This window comes from Rhodococcus sp. KB6 (assembly GCF_001445685.1).
Classification (GTDB): Bacteria; Actinomycetota; Actinomycetes; order Mycobacteriales; family Mycobacteriaceae; genus Rhodococcus_F; species Rhodococcus_F qingshengii.
Map to the genome: position 1 here is coordinate 173,227 of NZ_LNAK01000134.1, position 23,042 is coordinate 196,268.

General features: G+C 61.4%; 25 protein-coding genes. 16 read left to right on the top strand and 9 right to left on the bottom strand.

Features of this window, described 5'->3' with window-relative positions:
* The 3 genes from ASU23_RS20745 to ASU23_RS20755 all read right to left on the bottom strand — a co-directional run.
* The coding region (locus ASU23_RS20745; protein ID WP_058038625.1) for an RtcB family protein at positions 1 to 1,122 on the bottom strand (1,122 nt) is incomplete at its 3' end.
* Between the two features lie 97 nt (positions 1,123 to 1,219).
* Entirely contained in the window at positions 1,220 to 1,453 is a 234-nt protein-coding gene (locus tag ASU23_RS20750) for a hypothetical protein (RefSeq protein ID WP_058038626.1), read from the bottom strand.
* A gap of 81 nt (positions 1,454 to 1,534) precedes the next feature.
* Positions 1,535 to 2,542, bottom strand: coding sequence for an iron-siderophore ABC transporter substrate-binding protein (locus ASU23_RS20755; protein WP_253741419.1), 1,008 nt, complete (start codon positions 2,540 to 2,542; stop codon positions 1,535 to 1,537).
* Positions 2,543 to 2,686: 144 nt separating this feature from the next.
* On the opposite strand from ASU23_RS20755, the gene ASU23_RS20760 reads away from it, so the two are divergent.
* The gene (locus ASU23_RS20760; RefSeq protein ID WP_058038627.1) at positions 2,687 to 3,493 is read left to right on the top strand and encodes an AraC family transcriptional regulator; all 807 of its coding nucleotides are present in this window, start codon (positions 2,687 to 2,689) and stop codon (positions 3,491 to 3,493) included.
* Between the two features lie 114 nt (positions 3,494 to 3,607).
* Here ASU23_RS20760 and ASU23_RS20765 read toward each other — a convergent pair whose 3' ends face one another.
* Entirely contained in the window at positions 3,608 to 4,342 is a 735-nt protein-coding gene (locus ASU23_RS20765; protein WP_007734864.1) for a hypothetical protein, read from the bottom strand.
* Between the two features lie 262 nt (positions 4,343 to 4,604).
* Between ASU23_RS20765 and ASU23_RS20770 the strand changes: the two genes are divergently transcribed.
* From ASU23_RS20770 to ASU23_RS20790, 5 genes are all read left to right on the top strand, one after another.
* Positions 4,605 to 4,961 (top strand): YraN family protein, encoded by a 357-nt coding sequence (locus ASU23_RS20770; RefSeq protein ID WP_039973464.1) that lies wholly within the window; start codon positions 4,605 to 4,607, stop codon positions 4,959 to 4,961.
* Positions 4,961 to 6,469: a YifB family Mg chelatase-like AAA ATPase gene (locus ASU23_RS20775; protein WP_058038628.1), complete on the top strand. Its 1,509-nt coding sequence runs from the start codon at positions 4,961 to 4,963 to the stop codon at positions 6,467 to 6,469. Before ASU23_RS20770 ends, ASU23_RS20775 begins: the two co-directional genes overlap by 1 nt.
* Positions 6,466 to 7,593 carry a DNA-processing protein DprA gene (dprA, locus tag ASU23_RS20780; RefSeq protein WP_003942814.1) on the top strand — a complete coding sequence of 376 codons (1,128 nt, stop codon included), beginning with the start codon at positions 6,466 to 6,468 and terminating at the stop codon, positions 7,591 to 7,593. Before ASU23_RS20775 ends, dprA begins: the two co-directional genes overlap by 4 nt.
* A gap of 461 nt (positions 7,594 to 8,054) precedes the next feature.
* On the top strand, positions 8,055 to 8,414 hold the full coding sequence (locus tag ASU23_RS20785) for an Lsr2 family protein (RefSeq protein ID WP_003942721.1): 360 nt from the start codon (positions 8,055 to 8,057) through the stop codon (positions 8,412 to 8,414).
* 293 nt (positions 8,415 to 8,707) lie between these two features.
* Positions 8,708 to 9,478: a siderophore-interacting protein gene (locus tag ASU23_RS20790; protein WP_058038629.1), complete on the top strand. Its 771-nt coding sequence runs from the start codon at positions 8,708 to 8,710 to the stop codon at positions 9,476 to 9,478.
* Here the strand turns inward: ASU23_RS20790 and ASU23_RS20795 are convergent.
* A complete protein-coding gene (locus tag ASU23_RS20795; RefSeq protein WP_058038842.1) occupies positions 9,475 to 10,647 on the bottom strand; it encodes a multidrug effflux MFS transporter in 1,173 nt (390 codons plus the stop codon). The genes ASU23_RS20790 and ASU23_RS20795 overlap by 4 nt on opposite strands.
* A gap of 84 nt (positions 10,648 to 10,731) precedes the next feature.
* Between ASU23_RS20795 and ASU23_RS20800 the strand changes: the two genes are divergently transcribed.
* Both ASU23_RS20800 and ASU23_RS20805 read left to right on the top strand, forming a co-directional pair.
* Positions 10,732 to 11,658, top strand: coding sequence for a tyrosine recombinase XerC (locus tag ASU23_RS20800; RefSeq protein ID WP_054187787.1), 927 nt, complete (start codon positions 10,732 to 10,734; stop codon positions 11,656 to 11,658).
* A 123-nt stretch (positions 11,659 to 11,781) separates the two neighbouring features.
* Positions 11,782 to 12,891, top strand: coding sequence for a MinD/ParA family protein (locus ASU23_RS20805; RefSeq protein WP_058038630.1), 1,110 nt, complete (start codon positions 11,782 to 11,784; stop codon positions 12,889 to 12,891).
* Between the two features lie 25 nt (positions 12,892 to 12,916).
* Here the strand turns inward: ASU23_RS20805 and ASU23_RS20810 are convergent, their stop codons facing one another.
* Entirely contained in the window at positions 12,917 to 13,417 is a 501-nt protein-coding gene (locus ASU23_RS20810; RefSeq protein WP_042924423.1) for a M23 family metallopeptidase, read from the bottom strand.
* Positions 13,418 to 13,724: 307 nt separating this feature from the next.
* On the opposite strand from ASU23_RS20810, the gene rpsB reads away from it, so the two are divergent.
* From rpsB to ASU23_RS20840, 6 genes are all read left to right on the top strand, one after another.
* Positions 13,725 to 14,582 (top strand): 30S ribosomal protein S2, encoded by an 858-nt coding sequence (rpsB, locus tag ASU23_RS20815; protein ID WP_003942709.1) that lies wholly within the window; start codon positions 13,725 to 13,727, stop codon positions 14,580 to 14,582.
* Between the two features lie 152 nt (positions 14,583 to 14,734).
* Positions 14,735 to 15,562 carry a translation elongation factor Ts gene (gene tsf, locus ASU23_RS20820; protein WP_007734877.1) on the top strand — a complete coding sequence of 276 codons (828 nt, stop codon included), beginning with the start codon at positions 14,735 to 14,737 and terminating at the stop codon, positions 15,560 to 15,562.
* Positions 15,563 to 15,762: 200 nt separating this feature from the next.
* The gene (gene pyrH, locus ASU23_RS20825; RefSeq protein WP_003942722.1) at positions 15,763 to 16,491 is read left to right on the top strand and encodes a UMP kinase; all 729 of its coding nucleotides are present in this window, start codon (positions 15,763 to 15,765) and stop codon (positions 16,489 to 16,491) included.
* Between the two features lie 43 nt (positions 16,492 to 16,534).
* On the top strand, positions 16,535 to 17,092 hold the full coding sequence (gene frr / locus ASU23_RS20830; RefSeq protein WP_042924420.1) for a ribosome recycling factor: 558 nt from the start codon (positions 16,535 to 16,537) through the stop codon (positions 17,090 to 17,092).
* A 48-nt stretch (positions 17,093 to 17,140) separates the two neighbouring features.
* Positions 17,141 to 18,037: a phosphatidate cytidylyltransferase gene (locus ASU23_RS20835; RefSeq protein WP_003942673.1), complete on the top strand. Its 897-nt coding sequence runs from the start codon at positions 17,141 to 17,143 to the stop codon at positions 18,035 to 18,037.
* A 6-nt stretch (positions 18,038 to 18,043) separates the two neighbouring features.
* Positions 18,044 to 18,772, top strand: coding sequence for a class I SAM-dependent methyltransferase (locus tag ASU23_RS20840; RefSeq protein WP_058038631.1), 729 nt, complete (start codon positions 18,044 to 18,046; stop codon positions 18,770 to 18,772).
* Positions 18,773 to 18,851: 79 nt separating this feature from the next.
* On the opposite strand, the gene ASU23_RS20845 is transcribed toward ASU23_RS20840, so the two are convergent.
* Together ASU23_RS20845 and ASU23_RS20850 are read right to left on the bottom strand one after the other, a co-directional pair.
* The gene (locus tag ASU23_RS20845; protein ID WP_030535660.1) at positions 18,852 to 19,694 is read right to left on the bottom strand and encodes a CoA ester lyase; all 843 of its coding nucleotides are present in this window, start codon (positions 19,692 to 19,694) and stop codon (positions 18,852 to 18,854) included.
* A gap of 95 nt (positions 19,695 to 19,789) precedes the next feature.
* Positions 19,790 to 20,200, bottom strand: coding sequence for a lipopolysaccharide assembly LapA domain-containing protein (locus ASU23_RS20850; RefSeq protein WP_073512295.1), 411 nt, complete (start codon positions 20,198 to 20,200; stop codon positions 19,790 to 19,792).
* 102 nt (positions 20,201 to 20,302) lie between these two features.
* Between ASU23_RS20850 and rlmN the strand changes: the two genes are divergently transcribed.
* Positions 20,303 to 21,412 carry a 23S rRNA (adenine(2503)-C(2))-methyltransferase RlmN gene (gene rlmN / locus ASU23_RS20855; protein WP_003942816.1) on the top strand — a complete coding sequence of 370 codons (1,110 nt, stop codon included), beginning with the start codon at positions 20,303 to 20,305 and terminating at the stop codon, positions 21,410 to 21,412.
* A gap of 78 nt (positions 21,413 to 21,490) precedes the next feature.
* Here the strand turns inward: rlmN and ASU23_RS20860 are convergent, their stop codons facing one another.
* Positions 21,491 to 21,760 carry a DUF2631 domain-containing protein gene (locus ASU23_RS20860; RefSeq protein WP_003942762.1) on the bottom strand — a complete coding sequence of 90 codons (270 nt, stop codon included), beginning with the start codon at positions 21,758 to 21,760 and terminating at the stop codon, positions 21,491 to 21,493.
* Between the two features lie 120 nt (positions 21,761 to 21,880).
* Here ASU23_RS20860 and dxr point away from each other — a divergent pair, with 120 nt between their 5' ends.
* A complete protein-coding gene (gene dxr, locus ASU23_RS20865; protein ID WP_003942815.1) occupies positions 21,881 to 23,038 on the top strand; it encodes a 1-deoxy-D-xylulose-5-phosphate reductoisomerase in 1,158 nt (385 codons plus the stop codon).
* The last annotated feature ends 4 nt before the right edge of the window (positions 23,039 to 23,042 follow it).

The window sequence follows — 23,042 nt, forward strand, 5'->3', positions numbered from 1 at the left end:
CGCGTCGTCCATCACGACGTCGATGTCCTTGTACGCACCCGGGATCTCGTCGAGGAACGCCGCGGAACGCTTGTATTCGATGCCGACCATTGCCTTGTCGAGATCTTCGATGGTGAAGGTCTTGCGTGCCTGGTTACGTCCGTACACCCGACCCGCGCCGTGGGGGCTGGACTTGAACGACGGTACGTTTCCCTTCCCGACGACGACGTAACTCGCCGTCCCCATCGAACCGGGGATGAGCCCGGGCGTGCCCTCGTCTGCCTTGATCGCACCCTTACGGCTCAGCCACACACCCCTGCCCATGTGGAACTCCTTCTGGGTGAAGTTGTGGTGGCAGTTGATCCGCTCGACTTCGTCGATGATCGCGGGCTTGCCGTCTCCCATGAAATGCGCGAAGTCCTTCACGACGCGGTCCATCATCTCTTCGCGGTTGAGCAAAGCGAAGTGCTGAGCCCAGTTGAGATCGGTGATGTACGAGTCGAATTCGGGTGTCTTCTCGACCAGGTAGGCAAGATCCGGATCGGGAAGGTTGATGTACCACCGCTCGCACAAGTCCTTGGCGATCTTGATGTGATACTGCGCGAGCTTGTTTCCGATACCGCGGCTTCCCGAGTGCAGGAACAGCCAGACGCCGTCGCTTTCATCGAGTGTCACCTCGATGAAGTGGTTACCAGAGCCCAGCGTTCCGAGCTGAAACCTCCAGTTGTTCTTGAACTTGTCGTAGAAGGCCAGGCGATCGCCCGCCATTGCCTCGAGTTCTGCGATGCGGATTTTCGCCGTGTCGCTCAGCGTCTTGTTGTAGACACCTGCCGAGAGCGGAACGGAGCGTTCGATGCTGTGGCGAAGTACGCTCAGGTCGCGGCCTTGAAGGTCGCGTGCGTTGAACTGGGTTTTGACCGCGATCATTCCGCAGCCGATATCGACTCCGACGGCGGCGGGCATGATTGCGCCTTCCGTCGGAATGACCGAACCCACCGTCGCTCCCGCACCGAGGTGCGCATCCGGCATCAATGCCAGATGTGGACGGACAAAAGGCATCTGGGACGTGCGCAGCGCTTGCTCGCGAGTGTTTTCGTCGAGTATCGATGCCCAGTTCCACAACCTCTTGGTGATCTTCTCCATCAGATTTCTCCCACATAGTTCACAGCCGAACCCATCGGTCCGGTGTGTCGTGCAGGAATGACCATGCGCTCGGTCAGTGGTTGTGTGCAACCCCTTTTCAGGTTCGCAGGCCGTCTGCGAGTTCGTAGATTCGTCCGACGTACTTCTCCTGGAAGGCTTTTCGGGCAGCATCTGCCTGTTGCCGTGCGCCCATCTGGGAGTAGAGGTACTCGAGATGAACCAAACTCTCGCCGATGTCGACGCGTCGCTGGTCGAGAACCGTCAGCTCGTCGACCAATCGAGCCAGATCGAGTCGTGCAAGATCCAGCGCTGTCTCCGGTACCTCGTCCATGGTGATCCTCGATGTCCGTGAGTGCTTCCTGACCCCGAGGCTAACACTCTTCGAACATATTTTCGATACCTGCCCTGTTGTTTACTTCGACAACGTGGCTGTCAGTTGGTCGATGGCATACGGAATGCTCAGGACGGTATTGCCGGACATCGCCGCGCCGACGGGTGGATCTGCGGTGTACCGCACGACTATCGCATTTCCGCTCTTCACGGCGGGTAGTCGCTGGTAGAGCGTGTTGTCGGCGAGGGCTTTCTCTCCCCCCGGATCGGCCATCACGATCAAACGATCAACGGGTTCGAGGATGTCGTATCGCTCGTTCGGCAGCCAGTCGCCGAACTGGTCGCCGACGAATGCGTCGACGGTCGCGGGGAGGGTGAACCCGAGTGACGAGACGAAAATGCCGCGTGGGTCGTGCGACGAGAACACGTATCCCTCGGGAGTGTCGAGGTTGACGATCGTTGCGGTTTGCCCGGCGAACTCCGGGTGTGCAGCGCGGGCGGCGGCAAACGCGTTTTCGGTATCCGTGATCAGTTGCTGAGCTTGTGGTCCTTTGCCGAGGGCGCGCCCGGCGGTGAGCGTCATGTCGGTCCACGGCGTTGTGTACGCGTCGTAGTCCTTGCTCTGCGCGACAGTCGGCGCAATCGAGGTCAGCTTCTTGTAGGTTTCCGTGTCGATGTCGGCGTACAGCGCGAGGATCAGATCTGGTGCGAGGGAGGCGATTTGCTCGAAGTTGAAGTCTCCGCCGCTGTTGATGTAGGTCGGAGTCTTTCCCTTCCAGTAATCCTTCGTCCACGGCCAGCTTTCATCCATGCCGGACCCCCACCATTCGGCCATGCCGACGGGTTCAACTCCCAAGGCGAGCAGTGGTTCGTGATCGGTGTATCCGAGTGTCACTACCCGCTGGGGTTCGGCATCGATTGTCGTCGAACCCTGTGCGTGCTCGATCGTCACGGGGAATGCGCCGTTGCTCTGGCGCGCTGATGCGGTGTCGACGCCTTGCGAGGTTCCACAGGCGGTCGAGAACCCGATGATCGCGGCCGTCGTGAATAAGGCGGCGAGGATTCGGGTGCTACGTGAGGGCACGTGCATGCTCCTTCGAAGTGGTGGGCGAAGTGATCTGAGTTCCGCATGAAGTGCTGAGCTGGTCGCGTCAGCAATAAAGTGAGGCTAACCTTTGCAGGATCGTCGGTCCATCCTTCAGGATGGACTCGGATACGCCCAGAAAGACGCAAAATGTCCACTATCGAGTACTCGACTCGCCCAAAGTCCTTGCTAGCGCTGCCCGATAGTCGCGGACGGACATTCAAAGATTTTCAGGTCTACACCAACGTCGTGGAGGCCGTGACCGCGTACGGGGCTCACCGCCACCCGGAGCATCAGATCGCCTGGATGAGTGAAGGGACGATGCAGATTGCTGCCGGGGGCAACGTGTGGCACCTGCACAGCGAGCACTTGGTCTGGTTGCCGGGCACCGTTCTCCACGACATGACGCTTCTGTCGGCGGGATGCATGATCGCGGCCTATGCGCGTCCGGATCTACGCCCTGGCGGGCCCAGGTGGACTCAGCCACTGGTTCTCGAAGTCGATGCTTTGTCCGCTCAATTGCTGCGCCATCTCGCAGATCGGACCATCGACGATGCTCGGCGGTTGATGAGTCAGGAGTTGCTCTACGACATTCTTGCTGCCGCGCCCGAACGGCACGACGTCCTCGCGGTTCCTCGTAATGCTGCGGCGAGTTCGGTTTCTGCACGGATCCTCGCCGATCCGGCAGACTCACGGACGCTGGGGGAGTGGGCGGGCGAACTCGGGGTCAGTTCCAAGACCTTGATGCGTGCCTTTGTCGCCGATACTGGGATTACCTTCGGACAGTGGAGGACTCGCGCCCGAATGTATGCGTCGCTCGAGATGCTCGCGCGGGGTGAGGGTGTCAACGACGTTGCCCCGCAGGTGGGTTACCGAACCAGTAGCGGGTTCATCGCCGCATTTCGGGAAACCTTCGGTACGACGCCGGCCCGGTACGGCGGAAAGCTGACGCGGTGATTTGCTGATGATTTCTTGAACTCGGTTGACGGCAAAGCTTTGTTCGGCAACGTAGAAATGGGCCGAGCTACCAGCATGTGCTGGTAGCTCGGCCCATTTCTAATTCGAACTGAGTCAGCTCATGTTGCCGAGCACATTGCCCAGGACACCGCTGATGACATTGGTCATCGACCCCTGCGGATCGGTGAGGGAACCGAATACCTGGCCCGATCCGGAGTTGAGTGAGCCGAAGCCCATGTCCTCGAGGCTTCCGGCGCCCGCCTCGACGGGGTTCGGCTGCCGGATGGTGACGCACACGCCCATCGGATTGATGTTCCAGTCGCCCGCCGCCAGCACAATGTTGGTGCCGGCGCCGCTGTCGAGCTGAGAGCCGACAACTGCGTTATCGGGAACCTTGTAGGTGGTCTCCAATGCGATGATGCCGCCACCAGCAGTGGTCCATCCGCCGCCCTTTGCCACCACGGAGTTGTTGCCGACGACGACGGTCTTGGTGACGTCGTCCCACTTCTGGTCGCCGATAAGCCATTTGACGTTCAGGCGAGCCTTGACCAGCTGGAATCCTGCCGGGTGGAAATCGCGGATCTGATTGACGAGTGCTCCCGAACCGGAAACCTTTGTCAGGTAGGTGACCGTCTGTCCCGGGGCGACCTTGCCGTCGCCGACAACCTCCTTGCTGACGGTGTACGGCGTCCCGAGGGAACCGGCCCAACTGTCGGTGACCGACTGGTTGAGCGCGCATGCCGGTGCTGCTTGCGCCACCGAGGCTCCAAGTCCAACAGTGACGCCGGCGGCGATGAGAACGAGGGATGTAGTGGTTGCTACTGCGTGGCGAAGTGAGCGGCGGGCCATGTAGAACTCCATTCAGCGGGGTGCGTGACGGTTTGAGCAAAACTGTAACTAGTTCTACTGGACTTTCGTCCAAGATGTGGCTGATTTCAGAAAATTGTCAGGTTTCGGGTCGCCGTTGGTGTGTCGCGCTGCCGAATTCCACAGGTTCCGAGTTGTGAACAGGTTGTTTTCGGATGGCTTGGTTTTGTGGTGGTGGGTTGAGGGTGGTGGTTGGGACGCGTTTCGTATGGGCGGGCGCGGGGTGTGAGTGGTGGGGGCTGCGATGGCGAGGAATATGGCGTTGGGGGCTCGGGGCGAGGATGTGGCTGTCGAGTTCCTGATTGATGCGGGTTTGGAGATTGTCGAACGCAATTGGCGTTGTCGGTACGGCGAGTTGGATGTTGTTGCGACGTCCGGTGATCGAATTGTGTTCGTGGAGGTGAAGACTCGCTCGGGTGCCGGGTACGGGAGTCCGGCGGAGTCGGTGACGTTCGCGAAGCAGCGTCGGATTCGGGTGTTGGCGATGCACTGGCTCACTGATTCGGGCCGGTCGTGGTCGAGGGTCCGTTTCGATGTGGTGGCGGTGTTGATCGGCCGGGACGGCGTGCCTTCGGTCGAGCATTTTGTGGATGCGTTCTGATGGCGTTGGGGCGGGCGCATTCTGTTGCGGTCAGTGGTGTGGACGGGCAGATAGTGGAGATCGAGGCGGATATCGGGCGCGGGTTGCCTGCGGTGCATTTGGTGGGGCTGCCTGATACGGCGTTGCACGAGTCGCGTGATCGGATTCGAGCGGCGGTGACCAATTCTGGTGAGGAGTGGCCGGACAGCAAGGTGATTTTGGCGTTGTCGCCGGCGACGTTGCCGAAGGTGGGCAGTGTTTACGATTTGGCTTTGTCGTTGTCAGTTCTCGATGCGGCGAAGAAGTTGCCGCGGAAGTTGTTGCGGGAGACTGTGTTTTTGGGGGAGTTGGCGCTCGACGGTCGTTTGCGGACGGTGCGTGGTGTGTTGCCTGCGGTGCTTGCGGCGAAGCGGGCGGGGTGGGGGACTGTGGTGGTTCCGGCTCGGGCGTTGGCTGAGGCGGGCTTGGTGAAGGGGATCGAGGTGCTGGGCGCTGACGATCTGTCCGCGGTGATCGGGTGGTTGCGTGGGGAGTTGGCGCTTGCTGTTCCTGATGTTTTCGAGCGTGCTGGTGTGGTGGCGGTGCGGGATTTGAGTGAGGTTGTCGGGCAGACGGATGCTCGGTGGGCGATCGAGGTTGCTGCGGCGGGTGCGCATCATTTGATGTTGACGGGTCCGCCGGGGATCGGGAAAACGATGTTGGCGCAGAGGCTTCCGGGGATTCTTCCGCCGTTGACGGAGGGGGAGTCGTTGGAGGTGACGGCGATTCATTCGGTGGCGGGGGTGTTGCCGGAGGATCGGCCGTTGATCGATATGCCGCCTTTCATTGCGCCGCATCACAGTTCGTCGGTCAGTTCGCTGGTGGGTGGTGGTAGTGGGATGGCTCGTCCTGGTGCGGTCAGCCGCGCCCATCGCGGCGTGCTGTTTCTCGACGAATGTGCCGAGATCGGGGTGAAGGTGCTCGAAGCGCTACGCACACCACTCGAAGACGGGGAAGTGCGAATCGCCCGGCGGGACGGAGTTGCTCGGTACCCGGCGCGGTTCCAGCTGATCCTGGCCGCGAATCCGTGCCCATGCGCGCCGCCGCGAGACGCGGACTGCGTCTGCGCACCCGCGGCGCGTCGCCGTTACCTGGGGAAATTGTCTGGCCCGTTGTTGGACCGAGTCGACATCAGGGTCCGGATGCAGGCGGTAGCAACCGGAGCGCTGATCGACGAAGTGGGGGAAAGCACCAGCGATGTTCGTGCGCGCGTGGCGGCGGCTCGGGACACTGCAGCCCAGCGGTGGAGTGAGTACGGGTGGCGGACCAACGCGGAGGTGCCAGGGCCGGCGTTGAGACAGAAGTTCAGACTCTCGCGTGCAGCGCTGGCGCCGGTGGAACGGGCGCTGCGTAAAGGTGTCATCACTGCTCGTGGGGCGGACCGAGCGTTGCGGGTTGCCTGGAGTGTCGCCGATCTGGCAGGTGAGCCGATGCCCGGACCAGACCAAGTTGTCACCGCACTCGACTTTCGAGACAGGGGATTCCAATGACTGCACACGATCCACGACTACTCGCTTGGGCATATCTGTCCCGCGTCGTGCAGGGCCCTAGCGCATACATGTCCATGTTGATCGGCGAGCTCGGGGTCGAAGAAACTGCGAGGGCGGTTCGCAACGGCGATCTGCCACCCGCGATCGAGGAGAAGACGCGAGCCCGCGCTCACATCGACACAGCCCAACGAGACCTCGACCTGATGGAGGCGATGGGTGGCAGACTCGTAACACCGAACTGCGCCGATTGGCCGGCGTGGCGAATGCTTTCCTTTGACGGACTCGATCCCTCCGGGGGTGAGACGGCGCCATTTGTGTTGTGGGTGTTGGGGTCCGGGGATTTGGTTGATCTGACCGAGAGATCGGTTGGAATTGTGGGCACGCGGGCATCTACTGCGTACGGCGAACACGTGACGGCAGAGATTGCCGGTGACCTCGCTGTCGACGGATGGACCGTGATTTCCGGGGCGGCCTTCGGTATCGACGGGGCCGCGCACCGCGCTGCATTGGGCGTAGGTGGAAACACACTGGCTGTCTTGGCCTGTGGGGTGGACCGGGCGTATCCGTCAGGGCATGCGCGACTACTCAAACAGATAGCGAGTTCGGGTGCAGTGATAAGTGAATATCCGCCGGGCACAACACCTGCAAAGTTCCGGTTTCTGGCAAGGAATCGACTGGTAGCTGCGTTGTCGGACGGAGTAGTGGTGGTCGAGGCGGGTTGGCGCAGTGGTGCACGCAATACCGCCAATTGGGCTCGAAAACTAGGCCGTCCCGTGATGGCGGTGCCCGGACCGGTTACCTCGGCATCGTCGACCGGATGTCACCGGATGATCCGCGAAGGTGAAGCGCAACTCGTTTCCAATGCCGTGGATGTAGTCGAAGCGTCAGGCCCATTTGGTGTCGGGGATTCCGCGGAGGATGCAGCCGCGACGCGTGACATCGACGCATTGCGAGGCAATTCTCGATTGGTATACGAAGCATTGCCGGGAACGGGGTCTCGCAGTACGCGTGAGTTGTCCGAGGAATCGGGATTGCTCATAGCTCAGGTTCGTGCCACTCTTCCTCTGCTCGAACTGGAGGGATTTGCAAGTTCTGATTCCAGTGGTTGGTTTCGGACGCGGTAGTACGTGAACTACTTCTGCGCCCGTCAGACCATGCGTGGCGATGCTCACTAATCGTTTGCGAAGACCGTGAATCGTCAATACCCGCAGCGCATCGGAAATGGCACGTCAGGGCTATTTTTCACGAATTTGCTCGACTGTGTGCAATGTAATTCTCGATGCGTTTCGCCGACCCGACCTGCAAGTTCGACGGGTCTCAGGAAAGCCTCAGGTCAATGTGCATGGAAGTCCGATTAGTCTGGATCACGATGACGGCGGGCATTGATTGACACCCGGCATCCGAGGGATGAATGTGCAGAATTTTCAGGGTCGTGTTCGGTCGAGGCAATGCCGCTAACCCGCTGCTAATTCGGACCATTGAGTCTGTTCGGAAACGGTGAAGGCTTTCGAACTTCTTTTGTTCATCAACGCTCTATCTGTGTATTGTGAAGGAGAATTGAATCGATCATTGAAAGAGGAGTGCAATGGCTGAGAAGCTGATTCGGCAACTCATCGACGACCTTGATGGTAAGCCGATTGACGATGGATTCGGTGATCGAATTGAGTTCTCTTACCAGGGAACGGATTACGTGATCGATCTGCGCGCCACCAATGCAGAGAAGTTCGACGCTGCGGTGAAGCCGTTCGTCGAGGCTGCTGCGAAGGTGAGCGGGAAGCGCGGCAAGAAGGCTCAGGCTGCATCTCCGCAGGCCACATCAGGTTCCGGACGCTCCAAGGAGACGCTCCAGGCCATCCGTGACTGGGCAGGTAAGAACGGTTACGAAGTTGCTCCGCGTGGGCGTATCAAAGCGGAAATCATCGACGCTTTCGACGCTGCACACTAGATTGAATTAAATACACCTCTGGCTCTCGGCGAACTCGCCGGGAGCCAGAGGTGTATTTTACTGTTGCTTTGCCGAGTTCTCGGACAGCTTTGTCCGACAGGTCGTCCGTGTGAAGCAGATCAGATAATTCGTCTAAACAGCGCCGAATTTACCCAGCAGATTGGTCGGTTTCTTTCGCTCTGTACAAAGGTCGACAGAGCGCTATGTGGAGTCGCCGGCGAGGTATTTCGCCCTCGTGCTGCAATTGTCGTGTACATTAGTTAGGTAACACTAACTTTCGGAAGGATCTTTCTGTGGCCAAGCCGACAACTGCATTGACGGTTCTGCGGACCGAACAATTGACCCCCCATATGGTACGAGTGTTTCTCGGGGGACCAGGCTTCGAGTCGTTCACTCCCAGCGAATACAGCGATTCCTATGTAAAGATCGAATTCGGCACTCCTGATCAGCCGTCACTGCGCACCTACACGATTCGTTCGTACGATCTTGATGCCAAAGAGATTGCAATCGATTTTGTCGTCCACGGCGACATGGGTGTCGCAGGTCCATGGGCCGCGTCAGTTCAGCCGGGCGCTGAGATTACTCTGCGGGGACCCGGTGGCGCGTTTTTGCCGTCACCAACCGCTGATTGGTATCTCTTCGTCGGAGACGAGACCGCAATACCCGCTATTTCCGCGTCGATAGCGCGATTGGCGCCGAATGCGGTCGGCTACGCCGTCGTCGAGGTCGGGGGACCGGAAGACGAAATCGCGCTCGATGCCCCAGAAGGTATTGCCGTGACCTGGCTGCATCGCGGGGCATCGTCCGACGCGGTCGGCGAAGAATTGGCGGGCGACAACGCTCCGGTTGTCGCCGCGGTCAAGGCGCTCGAGTGGTTGCCGGGCGAACCGCACGTGTTCATTCACGGTGAAGCGCAAGCCGTCATGCACAACCTCCGGCCGTACATTCGCAAGGAACGAAATGTCCCGGCGTCGGCCGCTTCTATTTCCGGCTATTGGCGTCGTGGTCGCACCGAAGAGGGCTTCCGGGTCTGGAAGTCCGAACTCGCTGCGGCCGAAAACTAACTCGCGGCGGCCGTGCCGCGAGTCAGCAACACGAGCGCAACGGCCGCGAGAACTCCGAAGGTGGGAATTGCGATTGCCATCGGAACTGCCGTGTCTTCTCCCGCAATTCCCACCAACGGCGAAACCAGCGCCGCCAAGCCGAACTGGCCCGCTCCCATCAGCGCTGAACCGGTCCCGGCCGCGTTGGTGACCTCTCCTTGGGCGAGAGCGGTCGCATTGCCCATGATGAACCCGATGCTCGAAATTGCCACGAACAGTGGGACCAAGATCAACCAGGTATTCGTGGAACTGAAAACCACGCTGGTGCAGAACAATACGGCGCCGCCCATGAGGAGTAGGCACACCCCGAAACGCAGCAGCGTGCGTGCTCCGACGCGACCGAGCAGGCGAGTGGTGATCATCGCTGCCGTGACCATTCCGGTGGCGTTCACTGCGAACACGATCGAGAATTGTGACGGACTCAGCCCGAGAACGTTCTGAACGACGAACGGTGACGCGGAGATGTACGCGAACAAGGCGCCGAATCCGAAGACGAATGCGAGCGCATATCCGAGGTAGTGCCGATTGCGGACCACGTATCGCAGATTCGAGATCAGGGCCTTCAATCCGCCGCCGTGGCGTCGCTCGGGCGGAAGTGTCTCGGGAACGAGCAAAACGACACCAGCCACCATTACAGCGCCCGCGACCGCCAGGACCCAGAAGATCCCGCGCCACCCGACGGGGCCGAGAAGTGCGCCGCCGATCAGTGGCGCGACCACGGGAGCGATACCGCCGATGATCATCATGATGCTGAAGAGCTTCGCTGCGTCGTCGCCGCGCGCTCGGTCGGCAATACAAGCGCGGGCAAGAACGATGGCAGCGCCTCCACTCAAGCCCTGGACGAGTCGTGCACCGATGAGAAACTCGATGTTCGGCGCCACCGCGCATGCCGCGCCGCTCAGTGCCGTGATGATTGTCGCGGCCAGCAGTATTCGTCGCCTGCCAAGTCCGTCGGAGATCGGACCGACGATCAGCTGGCCGATTCCGAGGCCTGCCATGAAGGTGGTCAGCGTGAGCTGAACGCTGGCCGCAGTAGTGTCGAGTGCATCCGCCATCAACGGTAGGCCGGGCAGGTACATGTCGATGGACAGTGGAGCGATTGCGGAAATCAGTGCCAGTACGCACAACATCTTCAGAGGAATTGCTCGATTCACCGATCAACCCTATCGGCGAGGGAGCTTGCAGTTTCAATCGCGGCGAGCGAGCGTGTGTTCATGACTGACGCATTGCCGGCGAGCTTGAGCGTTCACCTCGATGCGTATGCCGAGCACCTCCGACTGAGCCGAGGCCGGTCGGAACACACGATCCGCGCCTACGTCGGTGACGCGCGGGCATTGCTGACCCATTTCTCCGCGGGTTCGGAGAATGCAGATCTCGACCGCCTCGACCTAAGTGTCATGCGTTCGTGGTTGGCCGCCCAGAATGCCGTAGGAACAGCCCGTACGACGGTAGCTCGACGGGCTTCTTCGGCGCGTGGGTTCACTGCGTGGCTCGCGCAGACCGGACGCATTTCCGTCGACCCGGGCACACGTCTGGCGGCTCCACCAGCTCGCCGGACGCTGCCGACGGTACTGCGCCAGAGCCAGGCCCTCGACGCAATGGATGCGGCGGAAAGCGGTGCGCAGCAACAAGACCCGCTCGCCCTGCGAGACCGACTCATCGTGGAATTGTTGTACTCCACCGGAATTCGCGTCGGCGAGTTGTGTGGACTGGACGTCGAGTCGGTCGATGCCGATCGACGATTGCTTCGTGTTCTCGGCAAGGGGAACAAGGAGCGGTCGGTGCCATACGGCCTGCCCGCAGAATCGGCACTGAACGGCTGGCTGGAGCACGGACGACCCGCGCTGTGTTCGGATCGGTCCGGGCGAGCGTTGCTCCTCGGAGTTCGAGGCGGCCGACTCGATCAGCGTCAGGCGCGTTCGGTGGTCCACGAAACCATGGCTGCAATTCCAGGGGCTCCCGACATGGGTCCGCACGGGCTTCGGCACTCGGCTGCGACACATTTGCTGGAGGGTGGTGCGGACCTTCGTGTGGTCCAAGAACTCCTCGGTCATGCGAGTTTGGCGACCACTCAGCTGTACACGCACGTGTCGGTCGAACGGCTTCGATCCGTCCACGATCAGGCCCATCCGCGCGCCTGATTTGTGGAGCGACGCGAGTTCTCGGCCGGTATTTGGTAGCGTCGCAGCTCAGAAGAGTGAACAATCGGCAAAGTTCGATCGTCGTGTCGAGACACTCGATTACATGCGATATCCGGGGGATTCGTGAACCGCCAAGATGTGAAGCACCTGCCGAACAGCGGCCAACCAGCCTGGCTGTCCGAATCGCCGCAACCGGCTCCCGGGCCGGCGCCGACGCCGGAGCCTGTGGCGCGACTGCAAGAGGTCTGGTCCGCGCCACCGCCACCGTCGAGCCAACAGCAGGTGACAAACCAGGATCTGGTTGCCGAAGCTTTACTGAAACGCCCGAAACGGACGCCGCGTGGCGGCTGGCGTAGGGGATTGCATCGTGCGACCGGAGGTGTGGTCAATCTGGGGGATTCGACCAACGAACAGCGCAACCGTGCACTGGCCGCCCGAATCGAGCAGCCGATCCGCAACGACTACCGAGTCGCTCTGCTCTCGCTCAAAGGGGGCGTGGGCAAGACGACGGTCACGGTCGGACTCGGTGCGACGTTTGCTTCGCTGCGTGGTGACTGCGTCGTGGCGGTTGACGCCAATCCCGATTTCGGGACTTTGGCACAACGTGTTCCGCTGCAGACCAATTCGACAGTGCGCGATCTGATTGCTGCTAGACCGGACATAAAGAGCTATTCGGACGTTCGAGTGCACACATCCCAGTCGTCGAGTCGTCTCGAGGTGCTGGCGAGTGAGCAGGATCCGGCGATTTCGGAGGCATTCAGCGAGGCCGACTATCGCCAGGTCATCGACATCTTGCAGGTCTACTACAACATCATCCTCACTGATTGCGGTACCGGGATCATGCACTCGGCGATGAACGGCGTTCTGGATCTTGCCAATTCGTTGGTTCTGGTCAGTTCGCCGGCAATCGACGGAGCGCGCAGTGCAGCGGCAACGCTCGACTGGCTTCAGTTGCACGGATACGGCCATCTGGTCGAGCGGACCGTCGTCGTCATCAGCGCCGCCAGACCAGGGTCGAGCGTCATCGACATGGACGCGTTGGTGGACTATTTCATGCGTCGATGCCGCGCCGTCGAGGTCATTCCTTTCGACGAGCATCTCGCGGAGGGGTCGGTGATGGACCTCGAATTGATGCGACCGGCCACCAGACGGGCGTTCATGGAACTGGCAGCGATGGTGGCCGACGACTTCGCGGACGCTGTGGGTCGGCACGCCGTTTCCGAATGGCGCTGATTCTGCGACCGATTTCTGCGACCGATCAGCCTCCTTTCAATGGCTTGAGCCTGAGCGGTTGCGACCGAACCAGTCCGAGTGGATCGAGATACTCGCGTCCTCTGCGCAAGCCCCAGTGCAAACATGCTTCGACAGCGCACCCTTCGTGCCCGGTTTCGAGGGTTCCGATCACTGACCTGGCTGCGACGCGTTCACCTGTGCGAACGACTGCGGTGACGGGTTCGTAGGTCGTGCGTAGGCCGCCGGAATGATCTATCGACACCGTCGGCTTTCCGGCGACCACTCCCGCGAACACCACGATGCCGTCGCCGGCCGCGAGGACGGATTGGCCGGCGCTGCCGCCGAGATCGACCCCGCGATGACCCGGCAGCCAGTTCTCGGCCGGTTTGTCGAAAGCGCGTTCCACGTGCGGCCGAGGAGCGAGCGGCCAGTCGAATCGCGTGTCTGCTGACGCCGTGCCTACGGCGACACAGCAGGAGATCACGGCAAATACCACGCCTCGTCGAGCTCCGCGCAAGATCGTCATTCCTTGATCTTGCGTGGAGTAGCGCACGCTTCAATGCAGATCAGACGGGTAATCCACAAGGTAGCCGCCGATCCACAACCGCCGGTTCGGTCTGTTGCTACCGGGGTGGTTATGGCATCGGGGGACGAGGACGTACACTTGTCGAGCGGTCTGTGCTCGCACAGTCCGACTTCGCGCGCCCGCGCACGTTTTCCGGCCTCGGCTGGTCCTGGTTCTCACGAAACAGGTCCGACGGCCGTGCGGGTGCCAGGGCAGGGATCACCCGATCGCCTGCATCAACCGGATTGAAAGTTTGAGGTACACAGCCATGGCTGTCGTAACCATGAAGCAGATGCTCGATAGTGGAACCCACTTCGGACATCAGACCCGTCGCTGGAACCCGAAGATGAAGCGATTCATCTTGACCGACCGCAACGGCATCTACATCATCGACCTCCAGCAGACGCTGACGTACATCGACAAGGCGTACGAGTTCGTCAAGGAGACCGTTGCCCACGGCGGCACCGTTCTCTTCGTCGGTACCAAGAAGCAGGCGCAGGAGTCCATCGCTTCCGAAGCGACTCGCGTCGGAATGCCCTACGTCAACCAGCGTTGGCTCGGCGGCATGCTCACCAACTTCACCACCGTTCACAAGCGTCTGCTTCGCCTCAAGGAGCTCGAGGCAATGGAGCAGACCGGTGGATTCGAAGGTCGCACCAAGAAGGAAATCCTCATGCTCACGCGTGAGATGACCAAGCTGGATCGCACCCTCGGTGGTATCCGCGACATGGCCAAGGTTCCTTCCGCGGTGTGGATCGTCGACACCAACAAGGAGCACCTGGCAGTTGCCGAGGCTCGCAAGCTGAACATCCCGGTCATCGCGATCCTGGACACCAACTGCGACCCTGACCTCGTCGACTACCCGATCCCGGGCAACGACGACGCCATCCGTTCCGCAGCACTGCTGACCAAGGTTGTCGCTTCCGCGGTTGCCGAAGGTGTGCAGGCACGTGCAGGACTGAGCGCCGACAAGGACGCGAAGCCCGAAGCCGGCGCAGGCGAGCCCCTCGCCGAGTGGGAGCAGGAACTGCTCTCGCAGGCAGCTCCGGCCGCAGAGGCTGAGGCAGCTCCGGCTGCAGAGGCTGAGGCAGCCCCCGCCGCAGAGGCACCGGCCACCGAGGCCTGATTCGTTGAAACCGGCCCTGACCAAGAGTTCTTTTGGTCAGGGCCGTTTCACCGTTAGGCCCGAGCACCACCGTCAGGCCGTGCTTCACCGTTAGGCCGTGCTTCACCGTTAGTCCTAGGTCCGAAACAGACACATGAGGAGGCTCGCTAATCATGGCGAACTACACCGCCGCTGACGTCAAGCGGCTCCGTGAGCTCACCGGCTCCGGAATGATGGCATGTAAGAACGCACTCGCAGATGCAGACGGCGATTTCGACAAGGCCGTCGAGCAGCTGCGCATCAAGGGCGCGAAGGATGTCGGAAAGCGCGCAGAGCGCACCACCGCTGAGGGTCTCGTCGTCGCCAAGGACGGCGTCATGATCGAGATCAACTGCGAGACCGACTTCGTCGCCAAGAACGACGAGTTCATCAAGCTGGCCGACGAGATCGTGACCGTCGCTGCTGCTGGTAAGCCTGCTGACCTCGACGCTCTCAAGGCGCTCGAGCTCGACGGCAAGACCATCGACACCGTCATTGCGGAGCAGTCCGCGAAGATCGGTGAGAAGCTCGAACTGAGCCGCGTCGCTTCCTTCGACGGCCCCGTTGCCGTTTACCTGCACAAGCGCAGCTCCGACTTGCCGCCCGCTGTCGGCGTTCTCGTCGAGTACACCGGTGAAGGCGATGCTGCTGCTGAGGCCGCTCGCGGCGCTGCAATGCAGGTCGCAGCACTCAAGGCGAAGTACGTCACGCGTGACGAGGTTCCCGAGGAGATCGTCGCTTCCGAGCGTCACATCGCCGAAGAGACCGCCCGCGCAGAAGGCAAGCCCGAGCAGGCACTGCCGAAGATCATCGAAGGCCGCGTCAACGGTTACTTCAAGGACGTCGTTCTGACCGAGCAGTCTTCGGTCACGGACTCCAAGAAGACCGTCAAGGCGATCCTCGACGAGGCAGGCGTGACCATCAAGCGCTTCGTGCGTTTCGAGGTCGGCGCCTCCGCTTAATTCGGAGCCCGCACACATGGACCCCGCCTGAAGAGCATTTGCTCTACCGGCGGGGTCTACGTGTACCTGGGGCCTCCGATGAGGCAGGATGAGAGTGCCTCGGGACGAGTCCCGGGGGCTTTCCTATGCCGCGGTGTCCGATTCGGCGGCAGAAGAAGAATGAAGGACCTACAAGGTCTTGTATCGAACTGAGGAGAACAATGTCCGAACCAGCCAACGAACGTCCAGGATTCAAGCGGGTCCTGCTCAAACTCGGCGGCGAAATGTTCGGAGGCGGCAAAGTCGGTCTCGATCCCGACGTGGTCACCAAGGTGGCTGAGCAGATCGCAGAGGTCGTTCGATCGGGCGTACAGGTTGCAGTGGTCATCGGCGGCGGAAACTTCTTCCGCGGAGCGGAACTGCAGCAGCGTGGCCTCGATCGCGCGCGCTCCGACTACATGGGCATGCTAGGCACCGTCATGAACTGCCTCGCTCTGCAGGATTTCCTGGAGAAGGCGGGCGTCGATTCTCGCGTGCAGACGGCCATCACCATGGGCCAGGTCGCCGAGCCGTACCTCCCCCTTCGCGCACGCAGGCACCTCGAGAAGGGGCGCGTAGTCATCTTCGGTGCCGGGATGGGTATGCCCTACTTCTCGACTGACACCACTGCTGCGCAGCGCGCGCTGGAGATCGGTGCCGAGGTAGTGCTGATGGCCAAGGCTGTCGACGGCGTCTACTCGGCCGACCCGCGTCTCGACCCGGACGCGACGATGTACGAACAGATCACGCACCGTGAGGTCATCGAACGTGAGCTCAAGGTCGCGGACGCGACGGCATTCAGCCTGTGCATGGACAACTCGATGCCGATGATGGTGTTCAACCTCCTCACCGAAGGAAACATCGCTCGCGCGGTGTCCGGTGAGAAGATCGGCACCCTGATCAAGTCGTGAGTGACACCCAAAAAATGATGCAGAACAACATGGAGGAACAGCCGTGATCGATGAAGCGCTCTTCGAGGCAGAAGAGAAGATGGAAAAGGCTGTCACGGTAGCCAAGGACGATCTCGGCTCGGTTCGCACCGGACGCGCGAACCCCGGTATGTTCTCGCGCATCGTGATCGACTACTACGGTTCGATCACGCCGATCACGCAGCTCGCGAGCATCAACGTCCCCGAGGCCCGCATGGTCATCGTCAAGCCGTACGAGGCTTCGCAGCTCAACGCGATCGAGACGGCGATCCGCAACTCGGATCTCGGGGTGAACCCGTCCAACGACGGCAGCATCATCCGCATTTCGGTTCCGCAGCTCACGGAAGAGCGTCGACGTGAACTGGTGAAGCAGGCCAAGTCCAAGGGCGAGGATTCCAAGGTCACGCTGCGCAACATCCGCCGCAAGGCGATGGACGAACTCAGCCGGATCCAGAAGGACGGTGAAGCCGGCGAGGACGAGGTCGGTCGCGCAGAGAAAGAACTCGACAAGACCACGGCGAAGTACGTGCACACGGTCGAGGAACTCGTCAAGCACAAGGAAGCAGAGTTGATGGAGGTATAGCCTCCTCATTTGCAGTGTTTGTCGTCGGGAGTAGATCAGGGAGTTTGGGTGCACGCACAAGAGGGAACCGCCGGTGGTCCCGTCACGGACGGGCCTACGGGCGGCGCTGAGGGCGCGCAACCGCCGAAGTCGAAGGCGGGCAGGAACCTACCTGCCGCCATCGGCGTCGGAGCTGGCCTCGGCGCCTTGGTCATCGGCACTTTGATCTTCCTGCCCCCCGGATGGATCGCCGTCGTTGCGATCGCGATGTTCATCGCGACGTGGGAGGTCACCACGCGGCTTCGTGAAGCCGACATCGAGGTGCCGCGAATTCCGCTTCTCGTCGGCGGGCAAGCCACGATCTGGCTCGGCTGGCCGTGGGGACCGGTCGGGGTGCTCAGCGGATTCACCGCGACCGTCCTGGTATGCATGGTGTGGCGGTTGTTCGACCACGGCCTCAAGGCGACCCCGAAGAACTTCCTGAGAGACACCTCCATCACGGTGTTCGTTCTGGCGTGGATCCCGCTGTTGGCGTCATTCGGTGCGTTGATGGTGCTCGAAGACGACGGCCCCGGTCGCGTCTTCGTCCTGATGATCGGTGTCGTGTGCTCCGACATCGGCGGCTACGCGGCTGGAGTGCTGTTCGGGAAGCACCCGATGGTGCCCGCTGTGAGCCCGAAGAAGTCCTGGGAGGGATTCGTCGGCTCCCTCATTTTCTGCGTCATCGGCAGTTTGCTTTCGGTGACGTTGATACTCGACGCGAATTCGATGATCGGCGTCCTGCTCGGTGTCGTCCTGGTGGTAGTCGCGACGGTCGGCGACCTGATCGAATCGCAGATCAAGCGTGAACTCGGCATCAAGGACATGGGAACCTTGCTTCCCGGCCACGGCGGAATCATGGACCGCCTGGATTCACTCCTGCCGTCGGCATTTGTCACCTGGCTGATTCTGTACGCACTCGTCTGATTTCTCGTGCGTGATTTCTTCTCCGGCCGATCCAAGCCCATTCCCAGTCCGAACATCTGGCATTGGCCGGACGTGTACGAAATCGAGAACCGCGCGCAGGACGTCGACGGTTCCCTCTGGGCGGCGATGCGAGCCCGGGTCGACTGGACTGGACGCGATGTCGTCGATGTCGGCTGTGGGGCGGGGTTCCATCTACCGGAGTTCGCTCGTACTGCCCGTCGTGTTGTCGGAGTGGAGCCGCACGCACCGCTGGTGAAGGCCGCGCGGGAACGAACCCGCGATTCGGCGTCGATCGACGTAGTCCAGGGTTCAGCAGAGTCCACGGGTCTGGTGGATGCTTCAGTCGATCTCGTCCATGCCCGTACGGCGTACTTCTTCGGAAAAGGCTGCGGCCCCGGAATTCGTGAAGCAATGCGCATCCTGAGGCCCGGGGGAGCCCTGCTGATCGTGGATCTCGATGTGAGCGCCGGCCCGTACGGGGAGTGGATGAGGGCGGATCTGCCCAAATACGATCCCGCGGCGGTCGAAGCGTTCTTCGAGGCTCAAGGATTCTCGCTCACGCGCGTCGAGACCCGGTGGGAGTTCGAGAATCGAGACGATATGCGGCGGGTACTCGGAATCGAGTTCACCGAGAAGACTGCCGAGCGTGCGTTCTCGCAAGTAACGGGATTGGGCTTCACGGTGCGATACCGGATCCATGTTCGGTCCAAACCACGATCACTCGAACTTGCGTGAAGGCGGGCTCAAAAGACGAACGTCAGGCGCTCCGACTTGAGCGCCTGACGTTTTCTGCACCGATTCAGTAGTAAAAAAATCAGTGATCGGTGGGGATGTGGAACAGGGTGGCGAGCTTGTGAATCTTCTTCGCCTTGGCGAGCTTGGGCAAGTCGCTGCCGTCGCGCACGCGTGAGCCGTCTTCGCCGAGATCGTCGATGACATTCTGAGCCCAGATCGCGTCGGCCACGGAGGGACTCAGTCCCGCGTTGACGGGGGCAGTCTGCGCGGTGGTCATGCAGAGTTTGCCGGCCATGCCGAGTGACAAGGTGATCGCACAGTCTCGGGCGAGCAGATCCAGATCGGGGCCGAGCGTGGGACCGTCGATCGGCGGAGCGATGCGTGCCGCGCGGCTGGCGATGGTGAGCCGCGAACGCGGGTACGACATCGACGTGGGGGAGTCGTCCATCCCAGTGTCGCGCCGGAAGTCGCCGCTGCCGAATGCGAGACGGAAGATGCCGTCAGTGCGTGCGATCTCGGGCGCAGCCTCGAGTCCCACCGCGGATTCGACGAGAGCAAGAATCTTGGTGCCGTCGGGAAGTCGCTCGGCCGTGGCGTCGGCCTGCTGACCGCTTTCGGTCTTTGCGAGCATGACACCCTCGAGTCCGGGGAGGCCCGCGAGTACGGCCAGATCCTCTTCCCAGAACGGTGTCGTGGCGTCGTTGATCCGAACCCAGGCGTGATTGTGTTCGCTCAGGAATGCGGCGACATCGCGGCGGGCAGCTGGTTTGTTGGGTGCGGTGACGGCATCCTCGAGGTCGAGAATGACGGCGTCGGCCGCACTCGCGAGTGCGGCGTCGAAGGTGTCCGGTTTGGACGCGGGGACGAGGAGCCAGGATCTTGCCTGCTGCGGGGCAATTCGCGAGGTCACAGGTCTCTCCATGTGAGTAGTCACATCAGGGCCTTTCCGGTGATTTCCACGACATCAATGATGCCTGCTGGCCCATCGATCGACCCAATTGCGTAACTAGATTTCAGTCACATCTGCCGCTTCGCTGCGCGCCGGATCTGAATGATGCGAACGCCGCCTGCCAACGCCATGATCAATGCGCCCGCGATGGCGGAAAGCAGGATCGTGATTCCGAGCGGAAAGTCGATCTGCCAGGCGAGGATCTTGACGGAGACGCTCTCGAGGTTCTGCAGGATGAACACCAGCAGTAAGATCAACACGATTGCACCTATGACCAGGCCAACCCAGGTCGTGGCGGCTCTGGTTCGGTCGGTGACCGACGTTCCGGTCGGCACCGGTTCAGGCGTCGGTGTCGGTTCCGGATCGTGTTTTTCCACTGCCTTGTTCTCGTCCACCTTCGGAAGTTCCGGATCGGGGCCGAAACCGTCGGCTGGGCCGTACACGGGGGAATTCGACGGATCCTCTGGTGTGGTTGACATGACATGATCATCACTCAACCTGCGCGAAGTTGCACGGGTAATCCGGCCACAATCGGGTGGCAGTGGGGTAGCACCCCAAAACAATGGGACAATGGTGTAACTATGGCTGCCTCTCTTCCCCTCGTTTTCACTGCACCCAAGCGCGGAATGCCTCCACGGCACCTCGCCGATCTCGATTCCGCCGAGCGCAAAGAAGCGGTGAAAGAGCTCGGCCTTCCGGCTTTCCGGGCCGATCAGCTGGCGCGTCAGTACTACGCGCGGCTCGAAGCCGATCCGGAGAAGATGACCGATCTCCCCGCATCGGTGCGCGAGAAGGTGGGGGAGTCGCTGTTCCCGACCTTGTTGACCCCGATCAAGCACCTCGCGTGCGATTCGGGCGACACTCGCAAGACCCTGTGGAAGGCACATGACGGAACGCTGCTCGAAAGCGTCTTGATGCGCTATCCCGACCGGGCAACACTTTGCATCTCGAGTCAGGCAGGCTGCGGAATGGCCTGCCCGTTCTGTGCGACGGGTCAGGGCGGCCTCGACCGCAACCTCTCGACCGCCGAGATCGTCGATCAGGTTCGCGAGGCAGCGGCCGCCATGCGCGACGGTGAAGTCGCCGGCGGCCCCGGACGCCTCTCGAACGTCGTGTTCATGGGTATGGGCGAGCCTTTGGCGAACTACAAGCGTGTGGTGGCAGCGGTACGACGGATCACCTCGCCTGCACCCGACGGCCTCGGCCTGTCTCAGCGGTCCGTCACGGTCTCGACCGTCGGCCTCGCTCCCGCTATCCGCAAGCTCGCTGACGAAGGCCTGAGCGTCACGCTGGCGGTATCGCTGCACACACCGGACGACGAACTGCGCGACACTCTTGTCCCGGTCAACAATCGCTGGTCAGTGTCGGAGGTACTTCAGGCTGCCCGGTACTACGCAGACAAGACCGGTCGCCGTGTGTCCATCGAGTACGCGATGATCAAGAACGTCAACGATCAGCCGTGGCGCGCGGACATGCTGGGCAAGAAGCTGAAGAAAGCACTCGGCGGGTTGGTGCACGTCAACCTGATTCCGCTCAACCCGACTCCGGGCAGCGAGTGGGACGCGAGCCCCAAGGACGTCGAGCGTGAGTTCGTGCGTCGGGTCATCGCCCAGGGCGTCTCGTGCACGGTGCGCGATACGCGCGGTCAGGAAATCGCCGCAGCCTGTGGCCAGCTGGCAGCCGAGAACTGAAACGTTCCAGGCCTGAAACACGTAAAGAGAAGGCCTCCACGAACTTTCGTTCGTGGAGGCCTTCTCTTTGTCAGGTTTCTAGCGCGGGCGGCGACGGATGACGATGTCGCGGACCAGAATGAAGATCATCAATCCGGCGGTGCCGATGAGCCACAGATCCTCGACCTTGCCGTGATGGTTTCCGATCATCATCAGAAGCAGGAATATTGCGAAGAACCATCCGAGGAAACGGAAAAACTTGAGTCCTTCACCACTCCACCCCCATGCGGCAGAGGGAACCTCGGCCTCATCGACGTGCGAGACCACGACGGGGGCGCTGGACTTGACGTCCAACTGGGTATCGGCCACGGTCGATCCTCCTGCTCATTCGGTTGCACTACTGCCCAATATGGTGACATACGACTGCCTGTCGTACGTAGTTGGGCGTCGATAAGGTTGTTCTCAGGTGTTATCAGGAACAATGGGCGAGTGCAGGAAACCACACGTACCCGCGTCCTCCTCCTCGGCAGTACCGGTTCGATCGGTACCCAAGCGCTGGAGGTCATCGCTGCCAACCCCGACCGTTTCGAAGTAGTCGGTCTTGCAGCGGGCGGCAACAACGTCGAGTTGTTGGCCGAACAGATTCGTGCAACCGGCGTCACGGACGTCGCCGTCGCCGATCCTGCAGCGGCATCGGCGCTGGAATCGGTAACCGCCCGTTCGGGACCGAGCGCCGTGACAGAACTGGTTCGGGACAGCGGTGCCGATGTTGTCCTCAATGCGCTCGTCGGTTCGTTGGGACTCGAACCGACACTGGCGGCTTTGAACTCGGGAGCGCGCCTGGCGCTGGCGAACAAGGAATCGCTTGTCGCCGGCGGAGCTCTGGTGACGAAAGCCGCCGCCCCCGGTCAGATCGTGCCGGTCGACTCGGAGCATTCGGCGCTTGCCCAGTGCCTACGTGGTGGAACAGGCGACGAAGTGGCCCGGTTGGTTCTCACCGCTTCGGGTGGGCCGTTCCGTGGCTGGAGCGCCGAGGATCTCGAAAGTGTGAATCCGGCTCAGGCAGGTGCGCACCCCACCTGGTCGATGGGCCCCATGAACACCCTCAACTCGGCAACTCTGGTCAACAAGGGCCTCGAGTTGATCGAGACGAACCTGCTGTTCGGGATCGACTACGACCGCATCGACGTCACCGTGCATCCGCAGTCGATCGTGCATTCCATGGTGACCTTCTTCGACGGATCGACGCTGGCACAGGCGAGTCCACCGGACATGAAGCTCCCGATCGCTCTCGCTCTCGGCTGGCCGGACCGCATCGAAGGTGCGGCGTCGGCATGCGACTTCACCACCGCCTCCACCTGGGAATTCGAGCCGCTCGATTCGTCGGTGTTCCCCGCCGTCGATCTGGCGCGAAGCGCAGGCAAATCCGGAGGTTGCTTCACCGCGATCTACAACGCGGCCAACGAAGTGGCGGCTCAGGCATTCCTCGACGGTGTCATTTCCTTCCCGGCGATCGTCCGCACGGTGGCTGCTGTTCTCGACGATGCAGGTCAATGGTCCGCAGAACCGGTTACCGTGGACGACGTTCTGGCCGCAGACGGCTGGGCACGCACACGAGCGCGTCAGCTCGTGAAGCAGGAGGGCTAGAGCT

What these genes read in the sequence shown, in the direction of transcription:
- ASU23_RS20750 (WP_058038626.1), bottom strand. Translation starts at nt 1,453, where the DNA reads ATGGACGAGGTACCGGAGACAGCGCTGGATCTTGCACGACTCGATCTG.
- ASU23_RS20755 (WP_253741419.1), bottom strand. Translation starts at nt 2,542, where the DNA reads ATGCACGTGCCCTCACGTAGCACCCGAATCCTCGCCGCCTTATTCACG.
- ASU23_RS20760 (WP_058038627.1), top strand. Translation starts at nt 2,687, where the DNA reads ATGTCCACTATCGAGTACTCGACTCGCCCAAAGTCCTTGCTAGCGCTG.
- ASU23_RS20765 (WP_007734864.1), bottom strand. Translation starts at nt 4,342, where the DNA reads ATGGCCCGCCGCTCACTTCGCCACGCAGTAGCAACCACTACATCCCTC.
- ASU23_RS20770 (WP_039973464.1), top strand. Translation starts at nt 4,605, where the DNA reads ATGGCGAGGAATATGGCGTTGGGGGCTCGGGGCGAGGATGTGGCTGTC.
- ASU23_RS20775 (WP_058038628.1), top strand. Translation starts at nt 4,961, where the DNA reads ATGGCGTTGGGGCGGGCGCATTCTGTTGCGGTCAGTGGTGTGGACGGG.
- dprA (WP_003942814.1), top strand. Translation starts at nt 6,466, where the DNA reads ATGACTGCACACGATCCACGACTACTCGCTTGGGCATATCTGTCCCGC.
- ASU23_RS20785 (WP_003942721.1), top strand. Translation starts at nt 8,055, where the DNA reads ATGGCTGAGAAGCTGATTCGGCAACTCATCGACGACCTTGATGGTAAG.
- ASU23_RS20795 (WP_058038842.1), bottom strand. Translation starts at nt 10,647, where the DNA reads ATGTTGTGCGTACTGGCACTGATTTCCGCAATCGCTCCACTGTCCATC.
- ASU23_RS20800 (WP_054187787.1), top strand. Translation starts at nt 10,732, where the DNA reads ATGACTGACGCATTGCCGGCGAGCTTGAGCGTTCACCTCGATGCGTAT.
- ASU23_RS20810 (WP_042924423.1), bottom strand. Translation starts at nt 13,417, where the DNA reads ATGACGATCTTGCGCGGAGCTCGACGAGGCGTGGTATTTGCCGTGATC.
- rpsB (WP_003942709.1), top strand. Translation starts at nt 13,725, where the DNA reads ATGGCTGTCGTAACCATGAAGCAGATGCTCGATAGTGGAACCCACTTC.
- tsf (WP_007734877.1), top strand. Translation starts at nt 14,735, where the DNA reads ATGGCGAACTACACCGCCGCTGACGTCAAGCGGCTCCGTGAGCTCACC.
- pyrH (WP_003942722.1), top strand. Translation starts at nt 15,763, where the DNA reads ATGTCCGAACCAGCCAACGAACGTCCAGGATTCAAGCGGGTCCTGCTC.
- ASU23_RS20845 (WP_030535660.1), bottom strand. Translation starts at nt 19,694, where the DNA reads ATGGAGAGACCTGTGACCTCGCGAATTGCCCCGCAGCAGGCAAGATCC.
- ASU23_RS20850 (WP_073512295.1), bottom strand. Translation starts at nt 20,200, where the DNA reads ATGTCAACCACACCAGAGGATCCGTCGAATTCCCCCGTGTACGGCCCA.
- rlmN (WP_003942816.1), top strand. Translation starts at nt 20,303, where the DNA reads ATGGCTGCCTCTCTTCCCCTCGTTTTCACTGCACCCAAGCGCGGAATG.